This is a genomic window from Stenotrophomonas maltophilia (assembly GCF_006974125.1).
Taxonomy (GTDB): domain Bacteria; phylum Pseudomonadota; class Gammaproteobacteria; order Xanthomonadales; family Xanthomonadaceae; genus Stenotrophomonas; species Stenotrophomonas maltophilia_O.
The window spans coordinates 1,423,144-1,445,713 of record NZ_CP037858.1; the positions used below are offsets into that span (position 1 = coordinate 1,423,144).

Annotated in this window: 17 protein-coding genes; 7 read left to right on the top strand and 10 right to left on the bottom strand. The window is 67.2% G+C overall.

What is annotated here, in order from left to right; all coding sequences use genetic code 11:
• Positions 1 to 165: 165 nt before the first annotated feature.
• The 4 genes from EZ304_RS06535 to aspS form a co-directional block, all read right to left on the bottom strand.
• Positions 166 to 798: an esterase/lipase family protein gene (locus EZ304_RS06535; protein ID WP_043035110.1), complete on the bottom strand. Its 633-nt coding sequence runs from the start codon at positions 796 to 798 to the stop codon at positions 166 to 168.
• Positions 799 to 873: 75 nt separating this feature from the next.
• Entirely contained in the window at positions 874 to 1,395 is a 522-nt protein-coding gene (locus tag EZ304_RS06540) for a GNAT family N-acetyltransferase (protein WP_142806602.1), read from the bottom strand.
• Positions 1,396 to 1,426: 31 nt separating this feature from the next.
• The gene (locus tag EZ304_RS06545) at positions 1,427 to 1,744 is read right to left on the bottom strand and encodes a DNA primase (RefSeq protein ID WP_099552810.1); all 318 of its coding nucleotides are present in this window, start codon (positions 1,742 to 1,744) and stop codon (positions 1,427 to 1,429) included.
• Positions 1,745 to 1,760: 16 nt separating this feature from the next.
• A complete protein-coding gene (aspS, locus tag EZ304_RS06550) occupies positions 1,761 to 3,512 on the bottom strand; it encodes an aspartate--tRNA ligase (protein ID WP_142806603.1) in 1,752 nt (583 codons plus the stop codon).
• 158 nt (positions 3,513 to 3,670) lie between these two features.
• Between aspS and EZ304_RS06555 the strand changes: the two genes are divergently transcribed.
• Entirely contained in the window at positions 3,671 to 4,414 is a 744-nt protein-coding gene (locus EZ304_RS06555; protein ID WP_142806604.1) for a DUF3011 domain-containing protein, read from the top strand.
• 132 nt (positions 4,415 to 4,546) lie between these two features.
• Here the strand turns inward: EZ304_RS06555 and EZ304_RS06560 are convergent, their stop codons facing one another.
• The 3 genes from EZ304_RS06560 to blaL2 form a co-directional block, all read right to left on the bottom strand.
• Positions 4,547 to 5,188, bottom strand: a complete 642-nt coding sequence (locus EZ304_RS06560; protein WP_142806605.1) for a hypothetical protein — start codon at positions 5,186 to 5,188, stop codon at positions 4,547 to 4,549.
• 55 nt (positions 5,189 to 5,243) lie between these two features.
• The gene (locus EZ304_RS06565) at positions 5,244 to 6,458 is read right to left on the bottom strand and encodes a cation:proton antiporter (protein ID WP_099552814.1); all 1,215 of its coding nucleotides are present in this window, start codon (positions 6,456 to 6,458) and stop codon (positions 5,244 to 5,246) included.
• Positions 6,459 to 6,544: 86 nt separating this feature from the next.
• Positions 6,545 to 7,456: a L2 family extended-spectrum class A beta-lactamase gene (gene blaL2, locus EZ304_RS06570; protein ID WP_142806606.1), complete on the bottom strand. Its 912-nt coding sequence runs from the start codon at positions 7,454 to 7,456 to the stop codon at positions 6,545 to 6,547.
• A 174-nt stretch (positions 7,457 to 7,630) separates the two neighbouring features.
• Between blaL2 and ampR the strand changes: the two genes are divergently transcribed.
• Positions 7,631 to 8,497: a LysR family transcriptional regulator AmpR gene (gene ampR, locus EZ304_RS06575; protein WP_142806607.1), complete on the top strand. Its 867-nt coding sequence runs from the start codon at positions 7,631 to 7,633 to the stop codon at positions 8,495 to 8,497.
• Positions 8,498 to 8,575: 78 nt separating this feature from the next.
• On the opposite strand, the gene EZ304_RS06580 is transcribed toward ampR, so the two are convergent.
• Positions 8,576 to 10,441 carry an ABC-F family ATP-binding cassette domain-containing protein gene (locus EZ304_RS06580; RefSeq protein WP_142806608.1) on the bottom strand — a complete coding sequence of 622 codons (1,866 nt, stop codon included), beginning with the start codon at positions 10,439 to 10,441 and terminating at the stop codon, positions 8,576 to 8,578.
• 336 nt (positions 10,442 to 10,777) lie between these two features.
• Between EZ304_RS06580 and EZ304_RS06585 the strand changes: the two genes are divergently transcribed.
• Together EZ304_RS06585 and ybaL are read left to right on the top strand one after the other, a co-directional pair.
• On the top strand, positions 10,778 to 13,165 hold the full coding sequence (locus tag EZ304_RS06585) for a TonB-dependent receptor plug domain-containing protein (protein ID WP_142806609.1): 2,388 nt from the start codon (positions 10,778 to 10,780) through the stop codon (positions 13,163 to 13,165).
• Positions 13,166 to 13,403: 238 nt separating this feature from the next.
• The gene (gene ybaL, locus EZ304_RS06590) at positions 13,404 to 15,101 is read left to right on the top strand and encodes a YbaL family putative K(+) efflux transporter (RefSeq protein ID WP_142806610.1); all 1,698 of its coding nucleotides are present in this window, start codon (positions 13,404 to 13,406) and stop codon (positions 15,099 to 15,101) included.
• Positions 15,102 to 15,427: 326 nt separating this feature from the next.
• On the opposite strand, the gene EZ304_RS06595 is transcribed toward ybaL, so the two are convergent.
• Positions 15,428 to 16,714 (bottom strand): O-acetylhomoserine aminocarboxypropyltransferase/cysteine synthase family protein, encoded by a 1,287-nt coding sequence (locus tag EZ304_RS06595; protein ID WP_099551290.1) that lies wholly within the window; start codon positions 16,712 to 16,714, stop codon positions 15,428 to 15,430.
• A 182-nt stretch (positions 16,715 to 16,896) separates the two neighbouring features.
• Here EZ304_RS06595 and EZ304_RS06600 point away from each other — a divergent pair, with 182 nt between their 5' ends.
• The 3 genes from EZ304_RS06600 (at position 16,897) to EZ304_RS06610 (ending at position 19,861) form a co-directional block, all read left to right on the top strand.
• Positions 16,897 to 17,634: a response regulator transcription factor gene (locus tag EZ304_RS06600; protein WP_099551289.1), complete on the top strand. Its 738-nt coding sequence runs from the start codon at positions 16,897 to 16,899 to the stop codon at positions 17,632 to 17,634.
• Entirely contained in the window at positions 17,631 to 18,920 is a 1,290-nt protein-coding gene (locus tag EZ304_RS06605) for an ATP-binding protein (protein ID WP_142806611.1), read from the top strand. Before EZ304_RS06600 ends, EZ304_RS06605 begins: the two co-directional genes overlap by 4 nt.
• 140 nt (positions 18,921 to 19,060) lie before the next feature.
• Positions 19,061 to 19,861 (top strand): MipA/OmpV family protein, encoded by an 801-nt coding sequence (locus tag EZ304_RS06610; protein WP_134528990.1) that lies wholly within the window; start codon positions 19,061 to 19,063, stop codon positions 19,859 to 19,861.
• A 71-nt stretch (positions 19,862 to 19,932) separates the two neighbouring features.
• Here the strand turns inward: EZ304_RS06610 and clpB are convergent, their stop codons facing one another.
• Positions 19,933 to 22,518 (bottom strand): ATP-dependent chaperone ClpB, encoded by a 2,586-nt coding sequence (gene clpB / locus EZ304_RS06615; RefSeq protein WP_142806612.1) that lies wholly within the window; start codon positions 22,516 to 22,518, stop codon positions 19,933 to 19,935.
• Positions 22,519 to 22,570 lie beyond the last annotated feature (52 nt).

Below are 22,570 nucleotides of genomic sequence, written 5' to 3' on the forward strand. Positions count from 1 at the left end.
ATCCCCGCATGGCGTGGATCTACTGCCGCCGGGCATTGCCGGGCGAACAGCGTGCGAACCAAGGTTCGCACCCACCAGGGCAGGACGGTTCGCACCCACCAGGGCAGGACGGTTCGTACCCACCCAGACAGGCCGGTAGCGCCGGGCCATGCCCGGCGAACCGCCTCACGCGGCGGCGGCATCGCGGCTGTGGTCGAACTGGCCGTGGCGCAGGAAATGCGCGGTCTGCCGCGCGGCATCGGGCGATACCACCAGGCCGCTGTGGCTGGTACGCACCACGCAATGGTCGGCCAGGCCCGGCAGGCGGGTTTCGGCCAGGGCCACGGTACCATCGGAGGCGTCGTCCATCGCGCCCAGCAGACTGCCCAGTCCATGCGGTACCGAACCGGCAATCAGGCCGACCTCGGCCTTGCCCTGCCAGTCCGGCAGGCCGTCCAGCAGCAGCTCGCTGCTGCGACCCAGCGCCAGGCCCCAGCCATGATCGGACAACGAGCGCGCAGTGCCACTGCCGCGCAGCGGCGAGCCGAGACAGACCACACGCTGCACCGGCAGCTGAGGATTGCGCCGCAGCGCTTCCAGCGCCAGCAGCCCACCCAGGCTGTGGCCGACCAGCGACAGCGGGCCGGCGTCGGCCAGCCGCTCCAGCAGCTGCGGCACCGCCACGTCCGGGCCACCGAACACCGAGGAATAGCCGAACGCGTGCACCTGGAAGCCGCGCGCGCGCAGGCGCCAGGCCAGCGGCCCGACCCAGGCGCGGGCATTCCAGATGCCATGCAGCAGCAATACGGGGGGAGTCATGCAAACAGCCTGGCAGTCAGCGGGGCAGGAACGTAGGGTGATTGAACACGCGCGCGCAGCAAGCGGCGGTGAACATCAGGCCGCGCGCGGTGTGCGGCGCAGGATGAATTCGAGATCGTTCGTGTCGCCCACCGGGAACAGGTATTCGCCGGCCTTCTCGAAACCGTAGCGGGCGTAGAAGCGCTGTGCGCCGAAGTTTTCCGACCACACGCCCAGCCACAGGGTGCGTGGGCCTTCGTGTTCCAGCCAGGCCAGCGCGGTTTCCAGCAGGCGGCTGCCCCAGCCACAGCTCTGCTGGGTCTTGACCAGGTACAGGCGCTTGAGTTCGCCGTCACCGGGCTTCACGTCCGCATGCGGCAGGCCACAGGGGCCGGCGGCGGCATGGCCGACCGCCTCCCCGTCCAGCTCCAGCAGCCACACCGCGTAGTCCGGGTGGGCCAGGATCACGCGCTGGCGCTCGACCGTATAGGCCTCCTCAAGGAAGGCCTGAAGGTCCTGCGGCGGATACAGATGGCCGAAGGTTTCGGTGAACGTGCGGGCGGCCAGCGCCGACAGGGTCGGCGCGTCGTCCACAGTGGCGCGGCGGATCGAATACATGCAGGAAGTTGACGTCAGCGCGAAGGGGCGGTCAAGCCTTTTCCGAAGATTCCGCTTCTTCGTCTTCCTCGTCCTCTTCCTCGTATTCCTCTTCGTCCTCTTCTTCCTCGCCTTCCTCGTCCTCGTCGTACTCTTCCTCTTCGTCGTCCTCGTAATCCTCGACGCCGAAGTCTTCACCGTCCCAGCGGCCTTCGCCATCGGCGACGAAGGTCAGGGCCATCGCCGCCGGGTTGGTACCGACGCGGACCAGCCAACCACCGAACACGCGTGCACGCTCGGTGACCAGATTGGCCTCGGCGCCTTCATTGCCCAGCTTTTCCCACTCCAGCGAAAACGCGAACTCGGTCATTGCCTGGATCTCCTGATCAGTTGGTCTTGGGGCGAACCTGGATGTGCACTTCGGCCAGCTGCGCGTCGACGATCGGCGACGGCGCGTCGGTCATCAGATCCTGTGCACCGGTGGTCTTCGGGAACGGGATGACGTCGCGGATCGACTCGGTGCCGGCCATCAGCGCGGCGATGCGGTCGATGCCGAAGGCGATGCCACCGTGCGGCGGCGCGCCGTAGTTCAGCGCGTCGAGCAGGAAGCCGAACTTGGCGCGGGCCTCTTCGGCGCCGATGCCGAGCAGCTCGAACACCGCGCTCTGCATGTCCGGACGGTGGATACGGATCGAACCGCCGCCGATCTCATTGCCGTTGAGCACCATGTCGTAGCCGCGCGAAACGGCGGTACGGGCATTGGCGCGCAGGTCGGCGATGTCGTCCACGGCCGGTGCGGTGAAGGGGTGATGCAGGGCGACGTAGCGCTGCTCTTCCTCGTCCCACTCGAACATCGGGAAGTCGGTGACCCACAGCGGCGCCCAGCCATCGGCGACCAGGCCGAAGTCCTTGCCGGCCTTCAGGCGCAGCGCGCCCATGAAGTCGGAGACCTTGTTGTAGCCACCGGCGCCGAAGAACACGATGTCGCCGTTGCCGGCGCCGACGTGGGCCACCAGCGCAGCGAAGGATTCCTCGCTGAAGAACTTCTGGATCGGCGAGCTGACTTCGCCGTTGTCGGCGATCTTGATGTAGGCCAGGCCTTTGGCGCCGTACTTGGCGGCATGCGCGGCGTACTCGTCGATCTGCTTGCGGCTCAGCGACGCACCGCCCGGGATGCGCAGCGCGGCGACGCGGCCTTCGGCATCATTGGCCGGGCCGGTGAACACCGGGAACTCACTGTCCTTGACCAGCTCGGCCACGTCGACCAGTTCCAGCGCGATGCGCAGGTCCGGCTTGTCCGAACCGTAGCGACGCATCGCCTCGGCCCAGGTCATGCGCGGGAAGGTGGCGGCCAGCTCGACATCGACCACTTCCTTGAAGATCGCGCGGATCATCGACTCGACGAAGTCCTGCACGTCCTGCTCGCGGACGAAGGCGAATTCCATGTCCAGCTGGGTGAACTCCAGCTGGCGGTCGGCACGCAGGGCCTCGTCACGGAAGCAGCGCGCGATCTGGTAGTAGCGGTCGAAGCCGGCCACCATGAGGATCTGCTTGAACAGCTGCGGGCTCTGCGGCAGGGCGTAGAACTCACCCGGATGCATGCGCGCCGGCACCAGGAAGTCGCGCGCGCCTTCCGGGGTGGCCTTGGTCAGGATCGGGGTCTCGATGTCCTGGAAACCCTTCTCGTCCAGGTGGCGGCGCAGGGCCTGCACCAGCTTGATGCGGGTGCGCTGCATGCGCTGCATTTCCGGACGGCGCAGATCCAGGTAGCGGTACTTCAGGCGGGTTTCTTCGCCCGGGTTCTCGTGGGCGTGGAACGGCAGCGGCGCGGCCTTGTTCAGCACGGTGATGGCGGTGGCGATCACTTCCACCTTGCCGGTGCGCATCTTGTCGTTCACCGCGTGGCGGGCACGCACGACGCCTTCCACCTGCAGCACATCCTCGTAGCCCAGCGACGCGGCCACGGCGAACACCTCGGCGTTGTCGACCTCCACCGTCACCTGCACGATGCCCTCATGATCCCGGAGATCGATGAAGCAGACGCCGCCCTGGTTACGGGCCACGTCGGTCCAGCCGGCGAGGGTGACAGTCTGGCCAATCAGGGTCTCGTCGACCAGGCCGCAGAAGTGGGTACGCATGGGGGGAAGCTCCGCTGGAGAACGCCGGCACCGGATGGGGGCCGGAAAGCCTCGTATTCTGCGGCCGAGGCCCCGGCCGGGGCAAATCCGGCCAGTCACACCGGCTTGATCGCCCCCCTCCCTATAGTCGGGCACCTGCCACCGTATGGGATGCCGCCATGAAACCGCTGTCCCTGGCCAGCCTGGCCGTAACCCTCAGCCTGGGTGCCCTGGGCACCCTTGCCCTGCCCGCCCCGTCCGCCGCTGCGCAGAACGGGGTGATCCGCTGCGAAAGCCAGAGCAACCGCGAACGGGTCTGCAACACCGGCTGGCGCGGCGCGCAGCTGGTCCGCCAGTTGTCTGGCAGCCCCTGCGAGGAAGGGCGCTCCTGGGGCAGCCGCAATGGCAGCATCTGGGTCACCAACGGCTGCCGCGCCGAGTTCGTCGAGGCCCGTGGTGGCTGGGGCGGCGGCAATGGCGGTGGCTGGGGCGGCAACAACGGTCGACCCGGCGAGACCATCCGCTGCGAAAGCCAGAACAATCGCGAGCGCAGCTGCCCGGTCGGCTGGCGCAATGCCCGCCTGGTCCGCCAGTTGTCCGGCAGTCCTTGCGACGAGGGCCGTACCTGGGGTGTGCGCAACGGCGCGCTGTGGGTCAGCAATGGCTGCCGCGCCGAATTCGCCGAGGCCCGCGGCTGGGGCGGCGGTGGCGGTGGCTGGGGCGGTGGCAACAGCAACTATTCGGTCACCTGCAGCAGCAACAACAACCGTTCGCAGACCTGCGACTGGGATGACCGCCAAGGCCGGCCGGTGCTGCAGCAGCAGTTGTCGGGCAGCGCCTGCCAGGAAGGCCGCAGCTGGGGTTACTCGCGTGGCCAGGTGTGGGTGAGCAACGGCTGCCGGGCGCGTTTCGGCACGCGGTGAGCATGAGGTCGGATCCCTGGCCAGCGGCCAGGGCTCTGACCCCATCAGGCATCCCGCATCCACGCATGGCGTGGATCTACTGGGGATTTTTCCGGGTTCGGAGCCCTCCGCAGGACGGATCCGAACCCGGGATCAGGGTGCGGGTGCCTTCTCGTCGCCCCACGGCGCCGGCGGCAGGTCGACCGGCTTGTTCAGGTCGAACTGCACACGGAACCGACGGCCCTCCGGGCGCGTCAGCTCGTAGACGAACGTCTGGTCCGGATCGATCTCCATCGCCCAGGTGTTGTGCGTGGAAGCCAGCATGTCGGCACGGCGGAACATCGCCACCGAATCCGCATCGGCCGGGAACTGCTGACGCTCGCCAGTTCCCGGCGGCGTGCTGTCGCCACCGTACAGGGTGATCGCGTCGGGGCTGCCGCCTTCATGGCGATGGTCGTGCTTCAGGCGCAGCCCGTTCGGCGTGCGGGTCAGCACCCAGGTCCGCGAGTGGTCATCACCGACATGGAACGGGATGCGCAGCTCATGCGCCGGATCGGCGCAGCCGCGCACATGCATCACCAGGCGCTGCCCGGCGAACGGGTCCTTGCCGGTCGGTGCCGGCGTGTCCTCCACCACCTTGCCGGCGTAGGCCTGGCCACAGTGGGCGGCGATCGCGGCCATGAAGGCATCGGCCGGTGCGGTCGCCAGATCATGGGCGACCGTATCGGAGCGCTGCGTGCACGCAGCGAGGCTGAGCAGGAGGGCGGCGGTAGCGGCAACGGCAATCGGTCTCATGCCCCAACCCTAACGGCCATGGCCGAAGTGCGCAAACCGCACGCGCAGCATCCGCTCAGCGATCGAGGGCAGGCGCCGCCGGCAGCGTTTCGGTGACCGCCACCGGCGCGGCTTCGCCTTCACCCGCAGGTTCCTGCTCGACCGGATCGACATCGAACGGGGTACGGAACACCAGCGACGGCAGCAGCGTGGTCAGCGCAGCGTAGAGCAGCAGCGCACCGAACAGCACCGCCGGGATCTGGAAACGCTCGCGCATGATCGCCGCCAGCACCAGGGTGAAGATCAGCGTCGGCGCCAGCGCCAGCGAGACCCGCAGGCTGCTGCGGAAGCTCTCGCCGAACATCACCCGGCGCTGCAGCCAGACCACGCCGATGCGCAGCGGCAGCACCACCAGGGTGATCACGATGCCCAGCCCCAGCGCCTCGAAGCTCAACGCTTCGGCGGGCACCTTGGTGCCGGCGTTGAAGAAGTAGAACGGCACGAAGAACGAGGCGAACAGGCGCAGCGCATGCAGGTTCTCGTGCGAGGCCAGCAGCGGCATGCGCTGGTGCAGCAGGCGCGCGACCAGGCCGGCGATGAACGCGCCGACCAGGTAATACACGCCCAGCAGATAGGTGATGTAGGCCGCCACCATGCCCACCATCACCAGCAGCGAGAATTCGGAACCCGGCGCGTGCGGCGCCACCCAGCGTCCCAGCGCGATGAACAGCAGCGGCAGGCCGATCATCATCGCCAGCAGGGCCAGGCTGGACAGCGCCATGTGGCCTGGGTCACCGGCCTGCAGCACGATGAACAACGCCGCCAGCGCCAGCAGTTCGCCGGCAATGGCCTTGCTGGTCACCCAGAACCGCTCATCCTCGCTGAGGCCCAGTCGCGACAGCGAGTCCATGATGAAACCGGTGGAGGGCGTCAGCAGCGCCAGCGCCAACAGGCCCGCGGCCTGCCACGGCAGCCCTGCGTAACGCCAGGCCAGCCAGCCCACGCCGAACAACGTTGCAGTGCGGATCACCAGGTGCGCCAGCAGCGGCCACATGCCACGGCGCAGCGCCTGCAGGTCCACTTCCAGGCCGGCGAACAGGAACAGCGAGGAAATACCCAGCGTGGCCAGCAGGCCGATCACCGCATCATGGGCCTGATCGCCCAGCCAGAGCATGCCGATGATGCCGAACAGCAGGCAGGTCAGTGGCGCGGGCAGGCTGAAGCGCTGCAGCGCGCGCGGGATCACCAGCAGCGCGAAGATCAGCAGCAGGTAGATCAATTCATGGCTCATCGGGGTCTTCCGTGGGGTTCGAACGCGCGCAGGATGCGCGCGCCGAACCGATCCGGCAAGCCGTTTCTGGATGACTCCCGGTTACCTCATCCGATCAGTCGATCGGCGATGCGGCCCACCTGTGCCAGCACGGTAGCGCGTTGCTCGTAGCTGATCGCACCCGCCTGCAGATAGGCGGTCAGCACCCAGGGCGTGCCCCCGGCCACGGGCCACAGCACTGCAATATCGTTGCGCGCGTCCTCGCCATTGCTGCCGGTCTTGTCGCCAACGCGCCAGCGCTTGCCGAGGCCCGCGCGCAGGCAGGCGTCGCCGGTTTCGTTGTCGATCAGCCAGTCGGCCAGCTGCTGCCGCGAAGCCGGTTGCAGCACCTCGCCCAGCACCACGCGCTGCAGGGTCGTGGCCATCGCCGCCGGCGTGGTGGTATCGCGTGGATCGCCCTTGGCGAAACTGTTCAGCTCCGGCTCCAGCCGATCACTGCGGCTCACCGTATCGCCGCTGGCGCGCAGGAACGCGGTCACCGCGGGCGGGCCACCGACTACGCCGAACAGCAGGTTGGCTGCAGTGTTGTCACTGGTGATCAGGGTCGCCCGGCACAGGTCGCGCACGGTCAGGTCCTTGCCGGCATGGCGGCGGGTGACCGGTGCGTGCGAGAGCAGATCGGCGTCGCGCACCGGCACCCGCCTGTCCAGCAATGCCGGCATGCGTTCGGCCTGGCTGAGCACGGTGGCCGCCAGCACACTTTTGAAGGTGCTGCACATCGGGAAGCGCTCGTCCTGACGATGACCGATGCGGCGGCCGCTGGCAGTGTCCAGCAGGGTCACGCCGAGGCGTCCGGCGCAGGCCTTTTCCAGCGCGGCGAAGTCAGTGGCGGCGGTGATGGCGGCATCGGTGGGTGCGTTGGCGGCGGTCTTGCCCGCAGCACGTGCCAGCAGCGGCAGAGCAAGCGAGGAAGCCACGGCAGCACCACTGAACTGCAGGAATCGGCGACGGGCGAGCATGCGGGTTCTCCTGGGGACCGCTCGATTATTGAAGCCTTGATCGGGGGCGACCAGCGCAAAAAATCTGCGTTAGACATTAGCTCAATTAATGCCTGACGCATTCAACCCCTTAATTTTCCGAAATGTATCGTTGAAGCGTTAGGATCAGCCATCACTCCAGCTCACGACTGCGCGATGTTGCACCCTACCCTGCCACTGAACGCGCTGCGCGCCTTCGAGGCCGCCGCCCGCCACCAGAACTTCACCCGTGCCGCGCTGGAGCTGTGTGTCAGCCAGGCCGCACTGAGCCACCAGATCCGTGGACTGGAGGACCGGCTGGGCATCCGCCTGTTCCATCGGCTGCCGCGTGGCGTGGCGCTCACCGATGAAGGTGCGGCGCTGTATCCCGTGCTCAACGAATCATTCGAGCGCATCTCTGCCAGCATCGCGCGCTACACCGGTGGCCCGTCCCGCGAGGTGCTGACGCTGGGCGTGGTCGGCACCTTCGCCACCGGTTGGCTGCTGCCACGGCTGGCCGCGTTCGAGGCCGCGCACCCGGATATCGAGCTGCGCCTGCAGACCCACAACAACCGCATCGACCTGGCCGGCGAAGGGCTGGACCTGGCGATCCGCTTCGGCGATGGTGACTGGCAGGGCCAGGCATGCACGGCGATCCTCGATGCGCCGTTTGCGCCGCTGTGCGCGCCGGCATTGGCGCGGCGGCTGAAGCAGCCACGCGACCTGGGCGCTCTACCATTGCTGCGCTCCTACCGCAGCGACGAATGGCCGCGCTGGCTGCAGGCGGCAGGGGTCAGCGGCGTGGAGGCACGCGGGCCGGTATTCGATTCCTCGTTGACGGTCGCGATGGCCGCCGCCGGTGGCGCCGGTGTGGCGTTGCTGCCGCTGCGCATGTTCGAACAGGAGCTGGCCGAGGGACGCCTGCTGCAGCCATTCGGCACCACGCTGGAGCTGGGGTGCTACTGGTTGACGCGTTTACGCTCGCGCGCCGAGCGTGAGCCTGCGAAGCGGTTCCGCGAATGGCTGCAGGCGCAGGGCGCGTAACAAAAAAAGGGGACGGAGGGGATTAAGTCGTTTATGGCACAAACGACTTAATCCCCTCCGTCCCCTTTTTTTGCGTGATCAGGACTCCAGCAGTTCCATCCACGCCGCTTCGGCCTTCTCCAGCTCCGCAGCGGCGGTTTCGCGGTCACGGCCGATCACCGCCATGCGGGTGGCGTCGGCGTAGTTGGCCGGGTCAGCCAGCTGGCGGTCCAGTTCGGCCAGTACGCCTTCCAGCTCGGCCACCTTGGCTTCGGCGGCGGCCAGCTTGTGCGGGTTCACCGGCTTCTTCTGCACCACCTGCGCCACCGGCGCGGTCTTGACCACCACCGGCTCTTCCACCTGTTCCATGCGCGCCTTGGTGCCCTGCGCCTGCGGGCGGGTGCGCAGCCACGCGGCGTAGGCATCCAGGTCGCCGTCGAACGGCTCGACCACGCCATCGGCCACACGCCAGTAGGTATCACAGACCAGGCCGATCAGATGGCGATCATGCGAGACCATCACGATCGCGCCCTCGAAGGTGGCCAGTGCTTCGGCCAGCGCTTCGCGCATTTCCAGGTCAAGGTGGTTGGTCGGTTCGTCCAGCAGCAGCACGTTCGGCTGCTGCCAGGCGATCAGCGCCAGCGCCAGGCGCGCGCGCTCGCCACCGGAGAAGCCATCGACCGGCTCGAACGCGCGGTCACCCGGGAAATTCCACTTGCCGAGGAAGTCGCGGAACGACTGGTTCGGCGCATCCGGGGCGATCTCGCGGAAGTGTTCCATCGGCGACTGGCCCTCGTGCAGCGACTCCACCGTGTGCTGGGCGAAATAGCCGATCTTCAGGTCCGGATGCGCCATGCGCTCGCCAACGATCGGCGCCAGTTCGCCCACCAGGGTCTTCACCAAGGTGGTCTTACCGGCACCGTTCGGGCCGAGCAGGCCGATACGCTGGCCCGCTTCCAGGCCGAAGCCGACGTTGTGCAGGATCACCGCGTCCTTGCCGTAGCCGGCCTCGACGTGGTTCAGGCGGATCAGCGAGAACGGCAGCTTGGCCGGCGGCGCGAACTCGATGCGGAACTCGCGCTCGGCACGCACCGCTTCGGTACCGGCCAGCTTGGCCAGGCGCTTCATGCGGCTCTGCGCCTGCGCCGCCTTGCTGGCCTGCGCCTTGAAGCGGTCGATGAAGCTCTGCAGGTGAGCGCGCTCGGCCTGCTCCTTCTCGTGCGCGATCTGCTGCTGGCGCAGCTGTTCGGCGCGCTGGCGCTCGAAATCGGTGTAACCGCCCGGATAGAGCTTGGCGCCACCACCGTGCAGGTGCAGGGTGTGGGTGGCCACGTTGTCGAGGAACTCGCGGTCATGCGAGATCAGCAGCAGGGTGCCCGGGTACTTCAGCAGCCACTGTTCCAGCCAGTACACGGCGTCCAGATCGAGGTGGTTGGTCGGTTCGTCGAGCAGCAGCAGGTCGCTGGGCATCATCAGCGCGCGCGCCAGGTTCAGGCGCACGCGCCAGCCGCCGGAGAACGAAGACACCGCGCGATGGTGGGTCTCAGCCGGGAAACCGAGGCCATGCAGCAGCTTGCCGGCGCGCGCTTCGGCGTCGTAGGCATTGAGCTCGGCCATCTTGGTGTGCGCCTCGGCCACGGCCTCCCAGTCCTCACGGGCGGTCGCCTCGGCCTCGGCGGCCAGCACTGCGGCCACCTCGATGTCGCCGCCGAGCACGAAGCTCAGCGCCGGGTCGGGCAGCGACGGGGTTTCCTGGGCAACGCTGGCGATGCGCACCTTGCCGGGCAGGTCGACGTCGCCCTTGTCCGCCTCCAGCTCGCCCTTCACCGCCGCGAACAGGCTGGACTTGCCAGCACCATTGCGGCCGACCACACCCACCCGGTAACCGGCGTGCAGGGTCAGGTCGACATTGGACAACAGCAGCCGCTCGCCGCGGCGCAAGGCGAAATTACGAAGGGAGATCATCGGGGGAGGGGTCCATATAACCGAATGGAATGTGCTGGTGAGCACTGTTCCTGCGACGCAATTCTAGCGTTAACGAATACTTGACGCGCCCCGGGATGCGCGGCGGCAGGCCAACTCTCTCCCTCGTCGGCCCCGCGCAGCCCCCGGGCCCCACCTCCCGCCGCTGCCCCCTGCCGCTAAATGGTTGCTGCTGCAACGTTTTTTCCTGTTGCAACCATTTGACAGGCACTGAATATCCCGTTAATTCCTGCTTTGCGCACCGCAACAACCGCCGTCCGCCTCACGTCCGTGATGTCGATTCCGGTGCCGCCCCCCGCCAACCGGAGCCCCATCCCGATGACCCGCAAGACCAGCCTGATCGCCGCCGCCGTCGCTGTCGCACTCGGTGGCTCTCCGTTCGTTGCCGCTGCCCAACAGGCCGGTACCGCCGCCAACACCCTGGACACGGTGATCGTCACCGGCACCCGCGTGGCCGACCGCACGGTCGCCGAATCGCAGTCGCCGATCGACATCATCACCCCCGAAGCCCTGCAGTCCACCGGCACCAGCGAACTGGCCACGGCGCTGTCGCGCGCCCTGCCCTCGCTGAACTTCCCGCGCCCGGCCCTGACCGACGGCACCAGCGGCGTGCGCCCGGCACAGCTGCGCGGCCTGTCGCCGGACCAGGTGCTGGTGCTGGTCAACGGCAAGCGCCGTCATACCTCGGCGATGATCAACGTCAACGGCAGCATCGGCCGTGGCTCGTCGGCGGTGGACATCAACGCCATCCCGATCGCCGCCATCGAGCGCGTGGAAGTGCTGCGCGACGGCGCGTCGGCGCAATACGGCTCGGATGCCATCGCCGGCGTCATCAACATCGTGCTCAAGGGCAGCGGCAGTGGTGGCAGCCTGGCGGTGGACTACGGCCAGTACTCGGCCGGTGACGGCAACAAGTACCAGCTTTCCGGCGATACCGGCGTCGAGTTCGGCAACGGCCGCGGCCGCGTGCACGTGGCCGGCCAGATCAGCCAGCAGGATGAGAGCAACCGCGCCGGTCCCTACCGTGGCACCACGCCGAACACCGGCAACTACCCCAGCGTCGGCCAGACCACCTTCATCGTCGGCGACCCGCGTGTGGACGCTACCGCCGCTTCGGTCAACGCCAGCTTCGACTTCAGCGACCACGTGACCGGCTACGCCAGCGCGCTGCTGAGCAACCGCGACATCACCTCGTTCGCGTTCTACCGCTCGCGCAACCATCTGAACCAGACCGCGCTGCTGGCGCAGACCTACCCCGATGGCTTCGTGCCGGAGATCAACCAGTACTCCAAGGACCGCTCGCTGGTGGCCGGGGTCAAGGGCAACACCGACAACGGCTGGACCTGGGACCTGAGCCTGAACCACGGCGAGAACACCCTGGACTTCCACACCCGCAACAGCATCAACTACAGCCTGGGTGCGACCAGCCCGCGCTCGTTCTACGACGGCACACTGAAGTACCAGCAGGACATCTTCAACGCTGACCTGACCAAGTCGCTGGACTGGGGCCTGGCCTACCCGGTCACGCTGTCCTTCGGCGGTGAGTACCGCAAGGAGAAGTGGGACCAGAAGCCGGGCGAGCTGAACTCGTACACCGGCAGCGGCGCACAGGGCTTCGGCGGCTTCACCCCGACCAATGAAGTGCATGCCGACCGCCACAACTACGCCGTCTACGCCGGCCTGGAAGCGGATCTGACCGAGAAATTCTCGGCCGGCATCACCGGCCGCTACGAGGACTACTCGGACTTCGGCGACCGCTTCTCCGGCAAGCTGTCGGCGCGCTATGCGTTCACCGACAAGGTCGCGCTGCGGGCAACCGCCTCCAGCGGCTTCCGTGCGCCGTCGCTGGCGCAGCAGGGCTACCAGGCCGTCACCAGCCAGTTCACCAACGGCGTGTTCGTTGAACGCGGCACCTTCCCGACTACCAGCGCAGCCGCACAGGCGCTGGGCGCTTCGCCGCTGAAGGCCGAGACGTCCACTTCCTACAGCCTGGGCCTGGTGCTGCAGCCGGTGGATCGCCTGTACATCACCGTCGATGCCTACCAGATCGACATCGACAACCGCATCGCGCTGTCGTCCAGCATCACCACCAACGCCGCCAGCAGCGCGCTGCTGTCCAGCCTCGGCCTGCCGCAGGTGACCGCGTTCTCGTACTTCACCAACGGCCTGGATACGCGCACCCGCGGCGTTGACTTCGTGTCCAGCTACACCGTGCCGTTCACGGCCAGCAGCCTGGAACTGACCGCGGCCTACAGCTACAACGACACCGAAGTGCGCCGCGTCGGTGGCACCCCGGCGGTGTTCGGCACGCTGGGCCTGACCCAGTCGCTGATCGGCCGCGACGAGATCGGGCGCATCGAGGACAGCTACCCGCGCGACAAGGCGATCCTGAGCGGCACCTGGCGTTCGGATCATTGGGAACTGGGGCTGGCGGCAACCCGTTACGGCAAGTTCACCGTGCGCAACTCGGCCACCGCGCTGCGTGACCAGACCTACGGCGATGCCTGGGTGGTGGATGCCTCGGCCAGCTACAAGCCGAGCAGCAACTGGACCCTGACCGTGGGCGCCGACAATCTGCTGGACAAGTACCCGGACCGCACCGAAGACCTGCAGAACTCCACGTTCGGCATGCTGCCGTACAGCAACTACTCGCCGTTCGGCTTCAACGGCGCGTATGTGTACGGGCGGGTCAAGTACACCTGGTAAGGGGTAGCGGTAGCGCCGGGCCATGCCCGGCGCAGCTCTGGTAGTGCCGGCCGCTGGCCGGCATCCCCTCGCCGCATCTGGAGGAGAGCCCCTTCTTGTTGAAGGGGCGCGCCGAAGGCGGGGGTAGAGGAGAAATGCGTGGGCAAACCCGCCGGCCACGGCACGTGGCCGGCGGGTTTGCCGTATCTGGCCTCATCGGTGAAAATCGGGGCATCCCCCCGATTGCCTGCGAGTGCCGATGCACCATGACACCGACCTGATCAACATCGTGGCCGTTGGCCTGGGGCTCGCCTTCATCTTCGGCGCGCTGGCCAACAAGCTGCGCTTGTCTCCCCTGGTCGGTTACCTGGTTGCTGGCATCTGCGTCGGCCCGTTCACCCCCGGCTTCGTCGCCGACCAGGCGCTGGCCAACCAGCTGGCCGAGCTGGGCGTGATGCTGCTGATGTTCGGCGTCGGCCTGCACTTCTCATTGAAGGACCTGATGGCGGTCAAGGCCATCGCCATCCCCGGTGCCATCGGCCAGATCGCGGTGGCCACCCTGCTCGGCTGGGGCGTGGCCTCGCTGATGGGCTGGCCCGCCTTGCACGGGGTCATCTTCGGTTTCTCGCTGGCCACGGCCAGTACCGTGGTGCTGCTGCGGGCGATGGAGGAACGCCGCCTGCTGGAGACGATGCGCGGCAAGATCGCGGTCGGCTGGCTGATCGTCGAAGACCTGGCCTGTGTGCTGGCGCTGGTGATGATGCCGGTGATGGCCGGCGTGTTCGGCCCCGACGCGGCCAAGGAATCGCACTCGCTGGGCAGCGTGCTGGCCGACATCGGCTGGACCTTCGTGCAGCTGGGCCTGTTCGTGGCGGTGATGCTGGTGGTCGGCCGCCGGGTCATCCCGTGGATCCTGGAGCGTATCGCCGGCACCGGTTCGCGCGAACTGTTCACCCTCTCGGTGCTGGCGATCGCGCTGGGCGTGGCGTTCGGCTCGGCCATGTTGTTCGGCGTCTCGTTCGCGCTGGGCGCGTTCTTCGCCGGCATGCTGCTCAACGAATCGGAGCTGAGCCACAAGGCCGCGCATGATTCGCTGCCGCTGCGTGATGCGTTCGCAGTGCTGTTCTTCGTCTCGGTCGGCATGCTGTTCGACCCCAACATCCTCGTCCAGCATCCCTGGCAGGTGCTGGCCACCGTGCTGATCATCATGTTCGGCAAGTCGGCCGCTGCGTTCTTCATCGTCCGTGCGTTCGGCCACCCGACCAGCACCGCATTGACCATCTCGGCCAGCCTGGCGCAGATCGGCGAGTTCGCCTTCATCATCGCCGGCCTCGGCGTGGCGCTGCAGATCCTGCCGAAGGAAGGCCAGTCACTGGTGCTGGCCGGTGCGCTGGTGTCGATCATGCTCAACCCGCTGGTGTTCGGCCTGCTCGATCGTTGGCAGGCCAAGCAGGAACAGCAGCCGCAACCGGCCGAGCCGGAAGAGGCCATCGGCCCCTCGCGCGACCTGCGTGACCACGCCACCGTGATCGGCTACGGCCGGGTCGGCAGCGAACTGGCGCAGGTGTTGCGTGATCGCGGCGTGCCGGTGCTGGTGATCGATGACAACAAGGACCACGTGGAGCGTGCGCATGCCAATGGCATTGCGGCGATCCGAGGCAGTGCCGCCGCCGACCGGGTGCTGGCCGAGGCCCATCCGGAGCGCGCGAAGATTGCGGTGCTGGCCATTCCACAGCCGCTGGAGGCCGGTGAGGCGCTGGCCAAGCTGCGGGCGATCAATCCGGACCTGACCCTGCTGGCGCGTGCGCACAGCGATGCGGAAGTGAAGCACCTGCTGGAACACGGTGCCGATGGCACGGTGATGGCCGAGCGCGAGCTGGCCTATTCGCTGGCGGAGATGATCATGTCGACGCCGCCGTACCGGAATCTGGGGCAGCACAGCATTCCGGTGGTGTGAGGGGTGTGCGGCAGGGCTTGCAGCCCTGCACCTGCCAGGGCGCCGGCAAAAGCAAAAGCTGACTATCCGTGGGATGGCGAGGTGGCGTCCTGCTCTGGTAGGTGTCGACCTTGGTCGACACAGTAGATCCACGCCATGCGTGGATGATGTTCGATGACGTTCATCCACGCATGGCGTGGATCTACTACAAAAAAATCCCCGGTCGACCCGCATCGACCGGGGATCTGGATCGCCACGTTGCCACGCCTTGGAGAGGCAGTTCCACCGTAGCGCATCGCGGCGCCGGTGGTGATCGCCTGTGGCGATGACGACCAAGCGTGTGGCTATCAGGCGCCGGCCAGGGCCTGTTCCAGGTCCGCGCGCAGGTCGCCGATGTGCTCGATGCCGATCGACAGCCGCACGGTGTCTTCGCTGACGCCGGCCCGGGCCAGTTCAGCTGCGTCCAGCTGGCGATGGGTGGTGGACGCCGGATGGGTGGCCAGCGATTTGGCGTCACCCAGGTTCACCAGCCGGGTGAACAGCTTCAACGCATCGAGGAAGCGTGCGCCGGCTTCGCGGCCGCCTGGCAGGCCGAAGGTCAGCACGCCCGAGCCGTGGCCACCGAGGTAGCGCTGGGCGGCAGCATGCTCCGGGTCGTCGGCCAGTCCGGCGTAGCGCACCCATGCCACCTTGTCGTGCGCCTTCAGGTACTGCGCGACGGCCAGTGCATTGGCGTTGATGCGCTCCATGCGCAGGGCCAGGGTCTCGATGCCCTGCAGGATCAGGAAGGCGTTGAACGGCGACAACGCGGCGCCGGTATTGCGCAGCGGCACCACCCGCGCGCGGCCGATGTAGGCCGCCGGTCCCAGTGCGTCGGTATAGACCACGCCGTGGTAGCTGGGATCGGGCTGGTTGAGGCGCGCGAAACGTTTGGGCTGCGCCGCCCAGTCGAAGCGGCCGGAATCGATGATCGCGCCACCAAGACTGGTGCCGTGGCCGCCCAGGTACTTGGTCAGCGAATGCACCACGATGTCGGCGCCGTGCTCGAACGGGCGCAGCAGGAAGGGTGTGGCCACGGTGTTGTCCACGATCAGCGGCACGCCAGCGGCATGTGCGACCTCGGCAATCGCAGCGATGTCGGTGACGTTGCCGCGCGGGTTGCCGATCGATTCGACGAACACGGCCTTGGTGCGCTCGTCGATCAGGTCGGCGAAGGCGGACGGATCGGCGGGATCGGCGAAGCGCGCCTGGATGCCGTACTGCGGCAGCGTGTGCGCCAGCAGGTTGAGGCTGCCGCCATACAGCGCGCTGGAGGCAACGATGTTGTCGCCAGCCTCGGCGATGGTCTGGATGGCATAGGTGATCGCGGCCTGCCCCGAGGCCAGCGCGAGCGCGCCGATGCCACCTTCCAGGGCGGCCAGGCGCTGCTCCAGCACGTCGGTGGTGGGGTTCATGATGCGCGTGTAGATGTTGCCCGGCACCTTCAGGTCGAACAGATCGGCGCCATGCTGGGTGTCATCGAAGGCGTATGCCACCGTCTGGTAGATCGGCACCGCCACCGCGCGGGTGGTCGGATCGGGACGGTAGCCGCCGTGCACGGCCAGGGTTTCCAGTTGCCACTGCGGGTCGCTCATTGCACCAGGCTCCATCCGGGGAAACCGCCACCATAGGCCAGCCGGGGCCGGCCGCTGAAAGCCGCTGGCGATGACGCCAGTACCGCCGGTTATCAGGTTGGCCGCGATTCAGGCAGCCGTCATGGGCCGTTGCTAGGCTTCGCCGCCGGGCGCTCCTGCCCGGGCACGGAAGCCCAACGCGTATGCAGCCATCCCCTTGGACACCCACCGCCAGCGGCACACCGACCCAGGTCCTGCTGGTGGAAGACGACCGTCGCCTGGCCGAGCTGGTCAGCGATTACCTCCACGAACATGGCTTCGCCGTGCAGCACGTCGCGCGTGGCGACCTCGCCGGTGCGGCCTGCCGCCAGCACGCGCCGGAACTGGTGGTGCTGGACCTGATGCTGCCCGGCCTCGGCGGCATCGACGTGTGCCGGCAGATCCGCAGCTTCTCCGATGTACCGATCCTGATGCTGACCGCCTGCGAGGACGACATCGAACAGGTGCTGGGCCTTGAATCGGGCGCCGACGATTACGTGCACAAGCCGATCGAACCGCGACTGCTGCTGGCCCGCCTGCGCGCCCTGCTGCGGCGCCGCCACGGCAGCAGCAACACCGGCACGCCCTGCCGGCTGATGCATGGTGAACTGCTGATCGACCGCATGCAGCGTGAGGTGCACCTGCACGCGCAGCCGGTGGAACTGGGCACCACCGAATTCGAGATCCTGTGGCTGCTGGCCAGCCAGCCGGGGCAGATCCTGTCGCGTGACCAGATCCTGCAGGCGGTGCGCGGCATCGGCTTCGACGGTCTGGACCGCAGCGTCGATGTCAGCATCGGCAAGCTGCGCCGCAAGCTCGGCGACGATGCGCGCGAACCGCGGCGGATCAAGACCGTGTGGGGCCGTGGCTACCAGTTCAACCCGTCGGCCTGGACGGCATGAAGCGGCTGTTCCTGTGGTTGTGGTTCGTTACCGGTGCCTGCTTCCTGATCTCGGTGTTCTTCTTCAACCGCATCCTGGACGGCATCTACACGCCCATGCAGGATCGCGTCTTCGTCCAGCAGGTGCGCGGACAGGTATACGCCCTGCGCAGTGGCCTGGCCGGCCTGGACACCGGGCAGCAGCGTGTGCGCCTGCAGCACTGGCAGCCCCACTACGGCATCGCCCTGACCCTGCTCGACAGTCCTCCCACGCTCGACCCACAGGAACAGGCGGCCGTGCAGGCCGATGGCTTCATCACGCGCGACCAGTACCAGCAGGTCCTGCTGCCGATCGAGGGCCTCGACGGCCGTTGGCTGCATCTGCGCCTGCCTGGCGCGGTGCAGATGACGACGTACATGACCATCGCCGTCTATCTCAGCATCCTGTTGCTGGTGGGCGCCAGCCTGTATGCCTGGGTGCGCCTGCTCTGGCGCGACCTCGAAGCATTGCGCCTGCACGCCGACCGCATCGGTGCCGGTGATCTGCAGGCGCGCGCACAGGTCTCGCCACGCTCGCAGATCCGGGTCATCGTCGACCATTCCAACCGCATGGCCGCACGCGTGGCCGAACTGGTGCAGCGCCAACGTGACCTGACCCATGCGATCTCGCATGAACTGCGCACGCCGATCGCGCGCGTGGCCTTCGGCCTGGACCTGATGCAGGACAGCGACGATCGCGAACGCCGTGCACGGCTGGCGCAGGGCCTGCACGGCGACCTGGCCGAACTCAACCGGCTGGTCAGCGAACTGCTGGCCTATGAACGCCTGGAGCATCCCAGCGAAGGCGAGCCGATGCAGCGCATCGAAGCCAACGATTGGCTGCAGGCCTGCCTGGCCGATGTGCGCCGTGATGCCGAACGTGCCGGCGTAGTCCTGCGCGTCCAGCCCAGTGCGTTGCCACGGGTGGATGCCGAGCCGCGCCTGCTGCAACTGGCACTGAGCAATCTGGTGGGCAATGCGCTGCGCCACGCGCGTTCGCAGGTGGAAGTCTCGCTGGTGGGTGTCGGCGGCCGCGCCTGCCTGCGCGTGGATGACGACGGCCCCGGCATCGCCGAAGCCGATCGCGAAAAGGTGATGCGCCCGTTCACCCGCCTGGACGACAGCCGCAGCCGCGACACCGGCGGCTTCGGACTGGGCCTGGCCATCGTCAGCCGCATCGCCGCCCGCCACAATGGCGAACTGCGCATCAGCTGCGCCACGCTGGGCGGCGCGCGCCTGGAAATGCACTGGCCGCTGGCTGCCAGCTGAACGCCCAAGGGCGCCATTACAGTTGATTACAACTCCCGCACAACTGCGGAAGGATCGGTCGCCGGCATATCGCCACGCTGGCAACCCTGCAGCACTCGCCAGATGCGCGTGCTGCTTTCCTCCCATTGTCGAGAGATTCCATGTCCCAGCTTCGCCGTACTCCGTCCCTGCTCTGCCTGGCCCTGCTGCCGCTGTTTGCCGCGCCGATCGCCCACGCCAAGGATGACCACTGGACTTTCGAAGTCGCCGCCGGTGCCGGTGCGACCCCACGCTACAGCGGCAGCAAGGAGTACCAGGCGTCGCCCATGCTTTCCTTCGATGCCATGTCACCCGGTGGCTGGTTCCTGGGCACCAGTGGCATCGGCTGGGGCACGGGCATCGGCCAACATACGCACGTGCGCGCCTACATCGGTGCCAGCGGCAGCCGCCGCGACAAGGACTCGGCCCTCGGTGGCTCGGACTTCCTGCGCGGCATGGGTGATATCCGTACCCGTCCCCTGGTCGGCCTCTCCGTTGGTTATACGCTGGGCGAGGCCGTGCTGAGCGGTTCCTGGCAGTTCACCCGCAAGGACGAGGACAAGGCTGAGAACGGCCTGTCCACCCAGCAGATCCACCTGAACCTGAGCATGCCGCTGTTCGACCTGGCCGGTGGCGTAGTCAGCGGCAGTGTTTCCACCGACTACGGCAACCGCGGTTACATGCAGACCTGGTACGGCGTCAGCCCGGAACAGGCGGCGCGCACCGGCTTTGCCCAGCACAAGCCGAAGGCTGGCCTGGTCAGCGCCGGTCTCGGTCTGAAGTGGAGCCACCGCGTGGGCCGCAATGGCAACTGGTACATCTCGGCCGAAGGCACGCGCCTGCTCGGCGATGCGGCCGACAGCCCGATCGTGCAGAAGCCCAACCAGTTCGGGTTGATGAGCGGGTACACGCACCGCTTCTGAGAAGTCGCCGGGCATGGCCCGGCGCTGACGGAGGAAACGGGGCGCTGCGGTCAGGCAGCGCCCCGTGTGAATCACGCCTTGGCGAATACCAGATGGCCGCCGTCGTTGCCGACTTCGATGGTGTCGCCGTTGACGAAGGCCCCGGACAGGATCTTCTGCGCCAGCGGATTTTCCAGCTGTGCCTGGATCGCACGCTTCAACGGACGCGCGCCATACACCGGATCGAAACCGACATTGCCAAGCAGGTCGAACGCTGCATCGGACACCAGCAGCTTCAAGCCACGTTCGGCCAGGCGCTTTTCCAGGCCGCGCATCTGGATGCGCGCGATCTGCTTGATCTGCTGCTTGTCCAGCGGATGGAACACCACGATGTCGTCCAGGCGGTTGATGAACTCCGGGCGGAAGTGCGCCTGCACCACGCCCATCACCGCCGCCTTCATCTGCGTGTAGGCCTCCGGGCTGTCGTCGGCGCTCATGTCCTGGATCTGGTGCGAGCCCAGGTTCGAGGTCATCACGATGACGGTGTTGCGGAAGTCCACGGTGCGGCCCTGGCCATCGGTCAGGCGGCCATCGTCCAGCACCTGCAGCAAAATGTTGAACACATCCGGATGCGCCTTCTCTACCTCGTCGAGCAGGATCAGCGAATACGGGCGACGACGCACCGCCTCGGTCAGGTAGCCACCTTCCTCGTAGCCCACGTAGCCCGGGGGCGCACCGATCAGGCGGGCGACGCTGTGCTTCTCCATGAACTCGCTCATGTCGATGCGGATCATCGCGTCGGCACTGTCGAACAGGAATTCGGCCAGCGACTTGCACAGCTCGGTCTTGCCAACACCGGTCGGGCCGAGGAACAGGAACGAACCGCCCGGCCGATTGGGGTCGGACAGGCCCGCACGCGAGCGGCGCACCGCATCGGAGACGACCTTGATCGCTTCCTCCTGGCCGACCACGCGGTTGTGCAGCACCTCTTCCATGCGCAGCAGCTTGTCGCGCTCGCCTTCGAGCATCTTGTTGACCGGAATGCCGGTCCAGCGCGAGACGACCTCGGCGATTTCCTCATCGGTCACGCGGTCCTGCACCAGCTTGAAGTCCTTGTGCTCGGCTTCCTGGGCAGCGGCCAGCTGCTTTTCCAGCTGCGGCAGCAGGCCGTACTGGATCTCGCTCATGCGCGCGAAATCCTGGCGGCGCTGCGCGGCTTCCAGTTCCAGCTTGGCCTGCTCGACCTGCTCCTTGATCTTCGTCGCGCCTTGCAGCGCGGCCTTCTCCGACTTCCAGATTTCATTGAGGTCGGAGAACTCGCGCTCCAGCGCATCGATGTCGTTCTCCAGGTCGGCCAGGCGCTGCCGCGAGGCCTCGTCCTTTTCCTTCTTCAGCATCTCGCGCTGGATCTTCAGCTGGATCACCCGACGCTCCAGGCGATCCAGTTCCTCCGGCTTGGAGTCGATCTCCATGCGCAGGCGCGAGGCCGCCTCGTCCATCAGATCGATGGCCTTGTCCGGCAGCTGGCGGTCGGTGATGTAGCGATTGGACAGCGTGGCCGCCGCCACGATGGCCGGGTCGGTGATCTCCACGCCGTGGTGCACGGCGTACTTCTCCTTCAGCCCGCGCAGGATCGCGATGGTGTCCTCCACCGACGGTTCGCCCACGAACACCTTCTGGAAGCGGCGCTCCAGCGCAGCATCCTTTTCGATGTACTTGCGGTACTCATCCAGCGTGGTGGCGCCCACGCAATGCAGCTCGCCACGTGCCAGCGCCGGCTTGAGCATGTTGCCGGCATCCATCGCGCCGTCGGCCTTGCCTGCACCGACCATGGTGTGCAGCTCGTCGATGAACAGGATGATCTGCCCTTCGCTCTTGGCCAGGTCGTTGAGCACGCCCTTCAGGCGCTCCTCGAATTCACCGCGGAACTTGGCGCCGGCAATCAGCGCGCCCATGTCCAGCGACAGCACGCGCTTGCCACGCAGGCCCTCGGGCACTTCGTCGTTGATGATGCGCTGGGCCAACCCTTCCACGATCGCGGTCTTGCCCACGCCGGGTTCGCCGATCAGCACCGGGTTGTTCTTGGTCCGGCGCTGCAGCACCTGGATGGTGCGGCGGATTTCCTCGTCACGGCCGATCACCGGGTCGAGCTTGCCGCTCTCGGCACGCGCGGTCAGGTCGATGGTGTACTTCTCCAGCGCCTGCCGCTGTTCTTCAGCGTTTTCCGACTGCACGTTCTCGCCACCGCGCAGCGTGTCGATGGCGGCCTGCAGGCGGGTCTTGTCGGCACCGGCGGCGCGCAGCGCCATGCCCAGCGTGCCGCTGTCCTCCAGCGCGGCCAGCACGAACCACTCGCTGGCAATGAAGGCATCGCCGTTCTGCTGGGCCAGCTTGTCAGTGTGATTGAGCAGGCGGCCGAGGTCGTTGCCCATCGAAACGTTGCCGGCCTGGCCGGACACCTTCGGCAGTGCATCCAGCGCCTCGGTCAGGCGCTCGCGCAGGACCGGCACGTTCACACCCGCCTGGGCCAGCAGCGGGCGCGTGCTGCCGCCCTGTTGGTCCAGCAGCGCGCTGAACAGGTGAACCGGTTCGATGATGCTGTTGTCGCGGCCCACGGCCAGCGACTGTGCGTCTGCCAGCGCCTGCTGGAAACGCGAGGTGAGCTTGTCCATCCGCATTGCGAATCCTCATCGGTCATCAGGGCCGGCCCGCGCCGGCGATGCTGGAAAG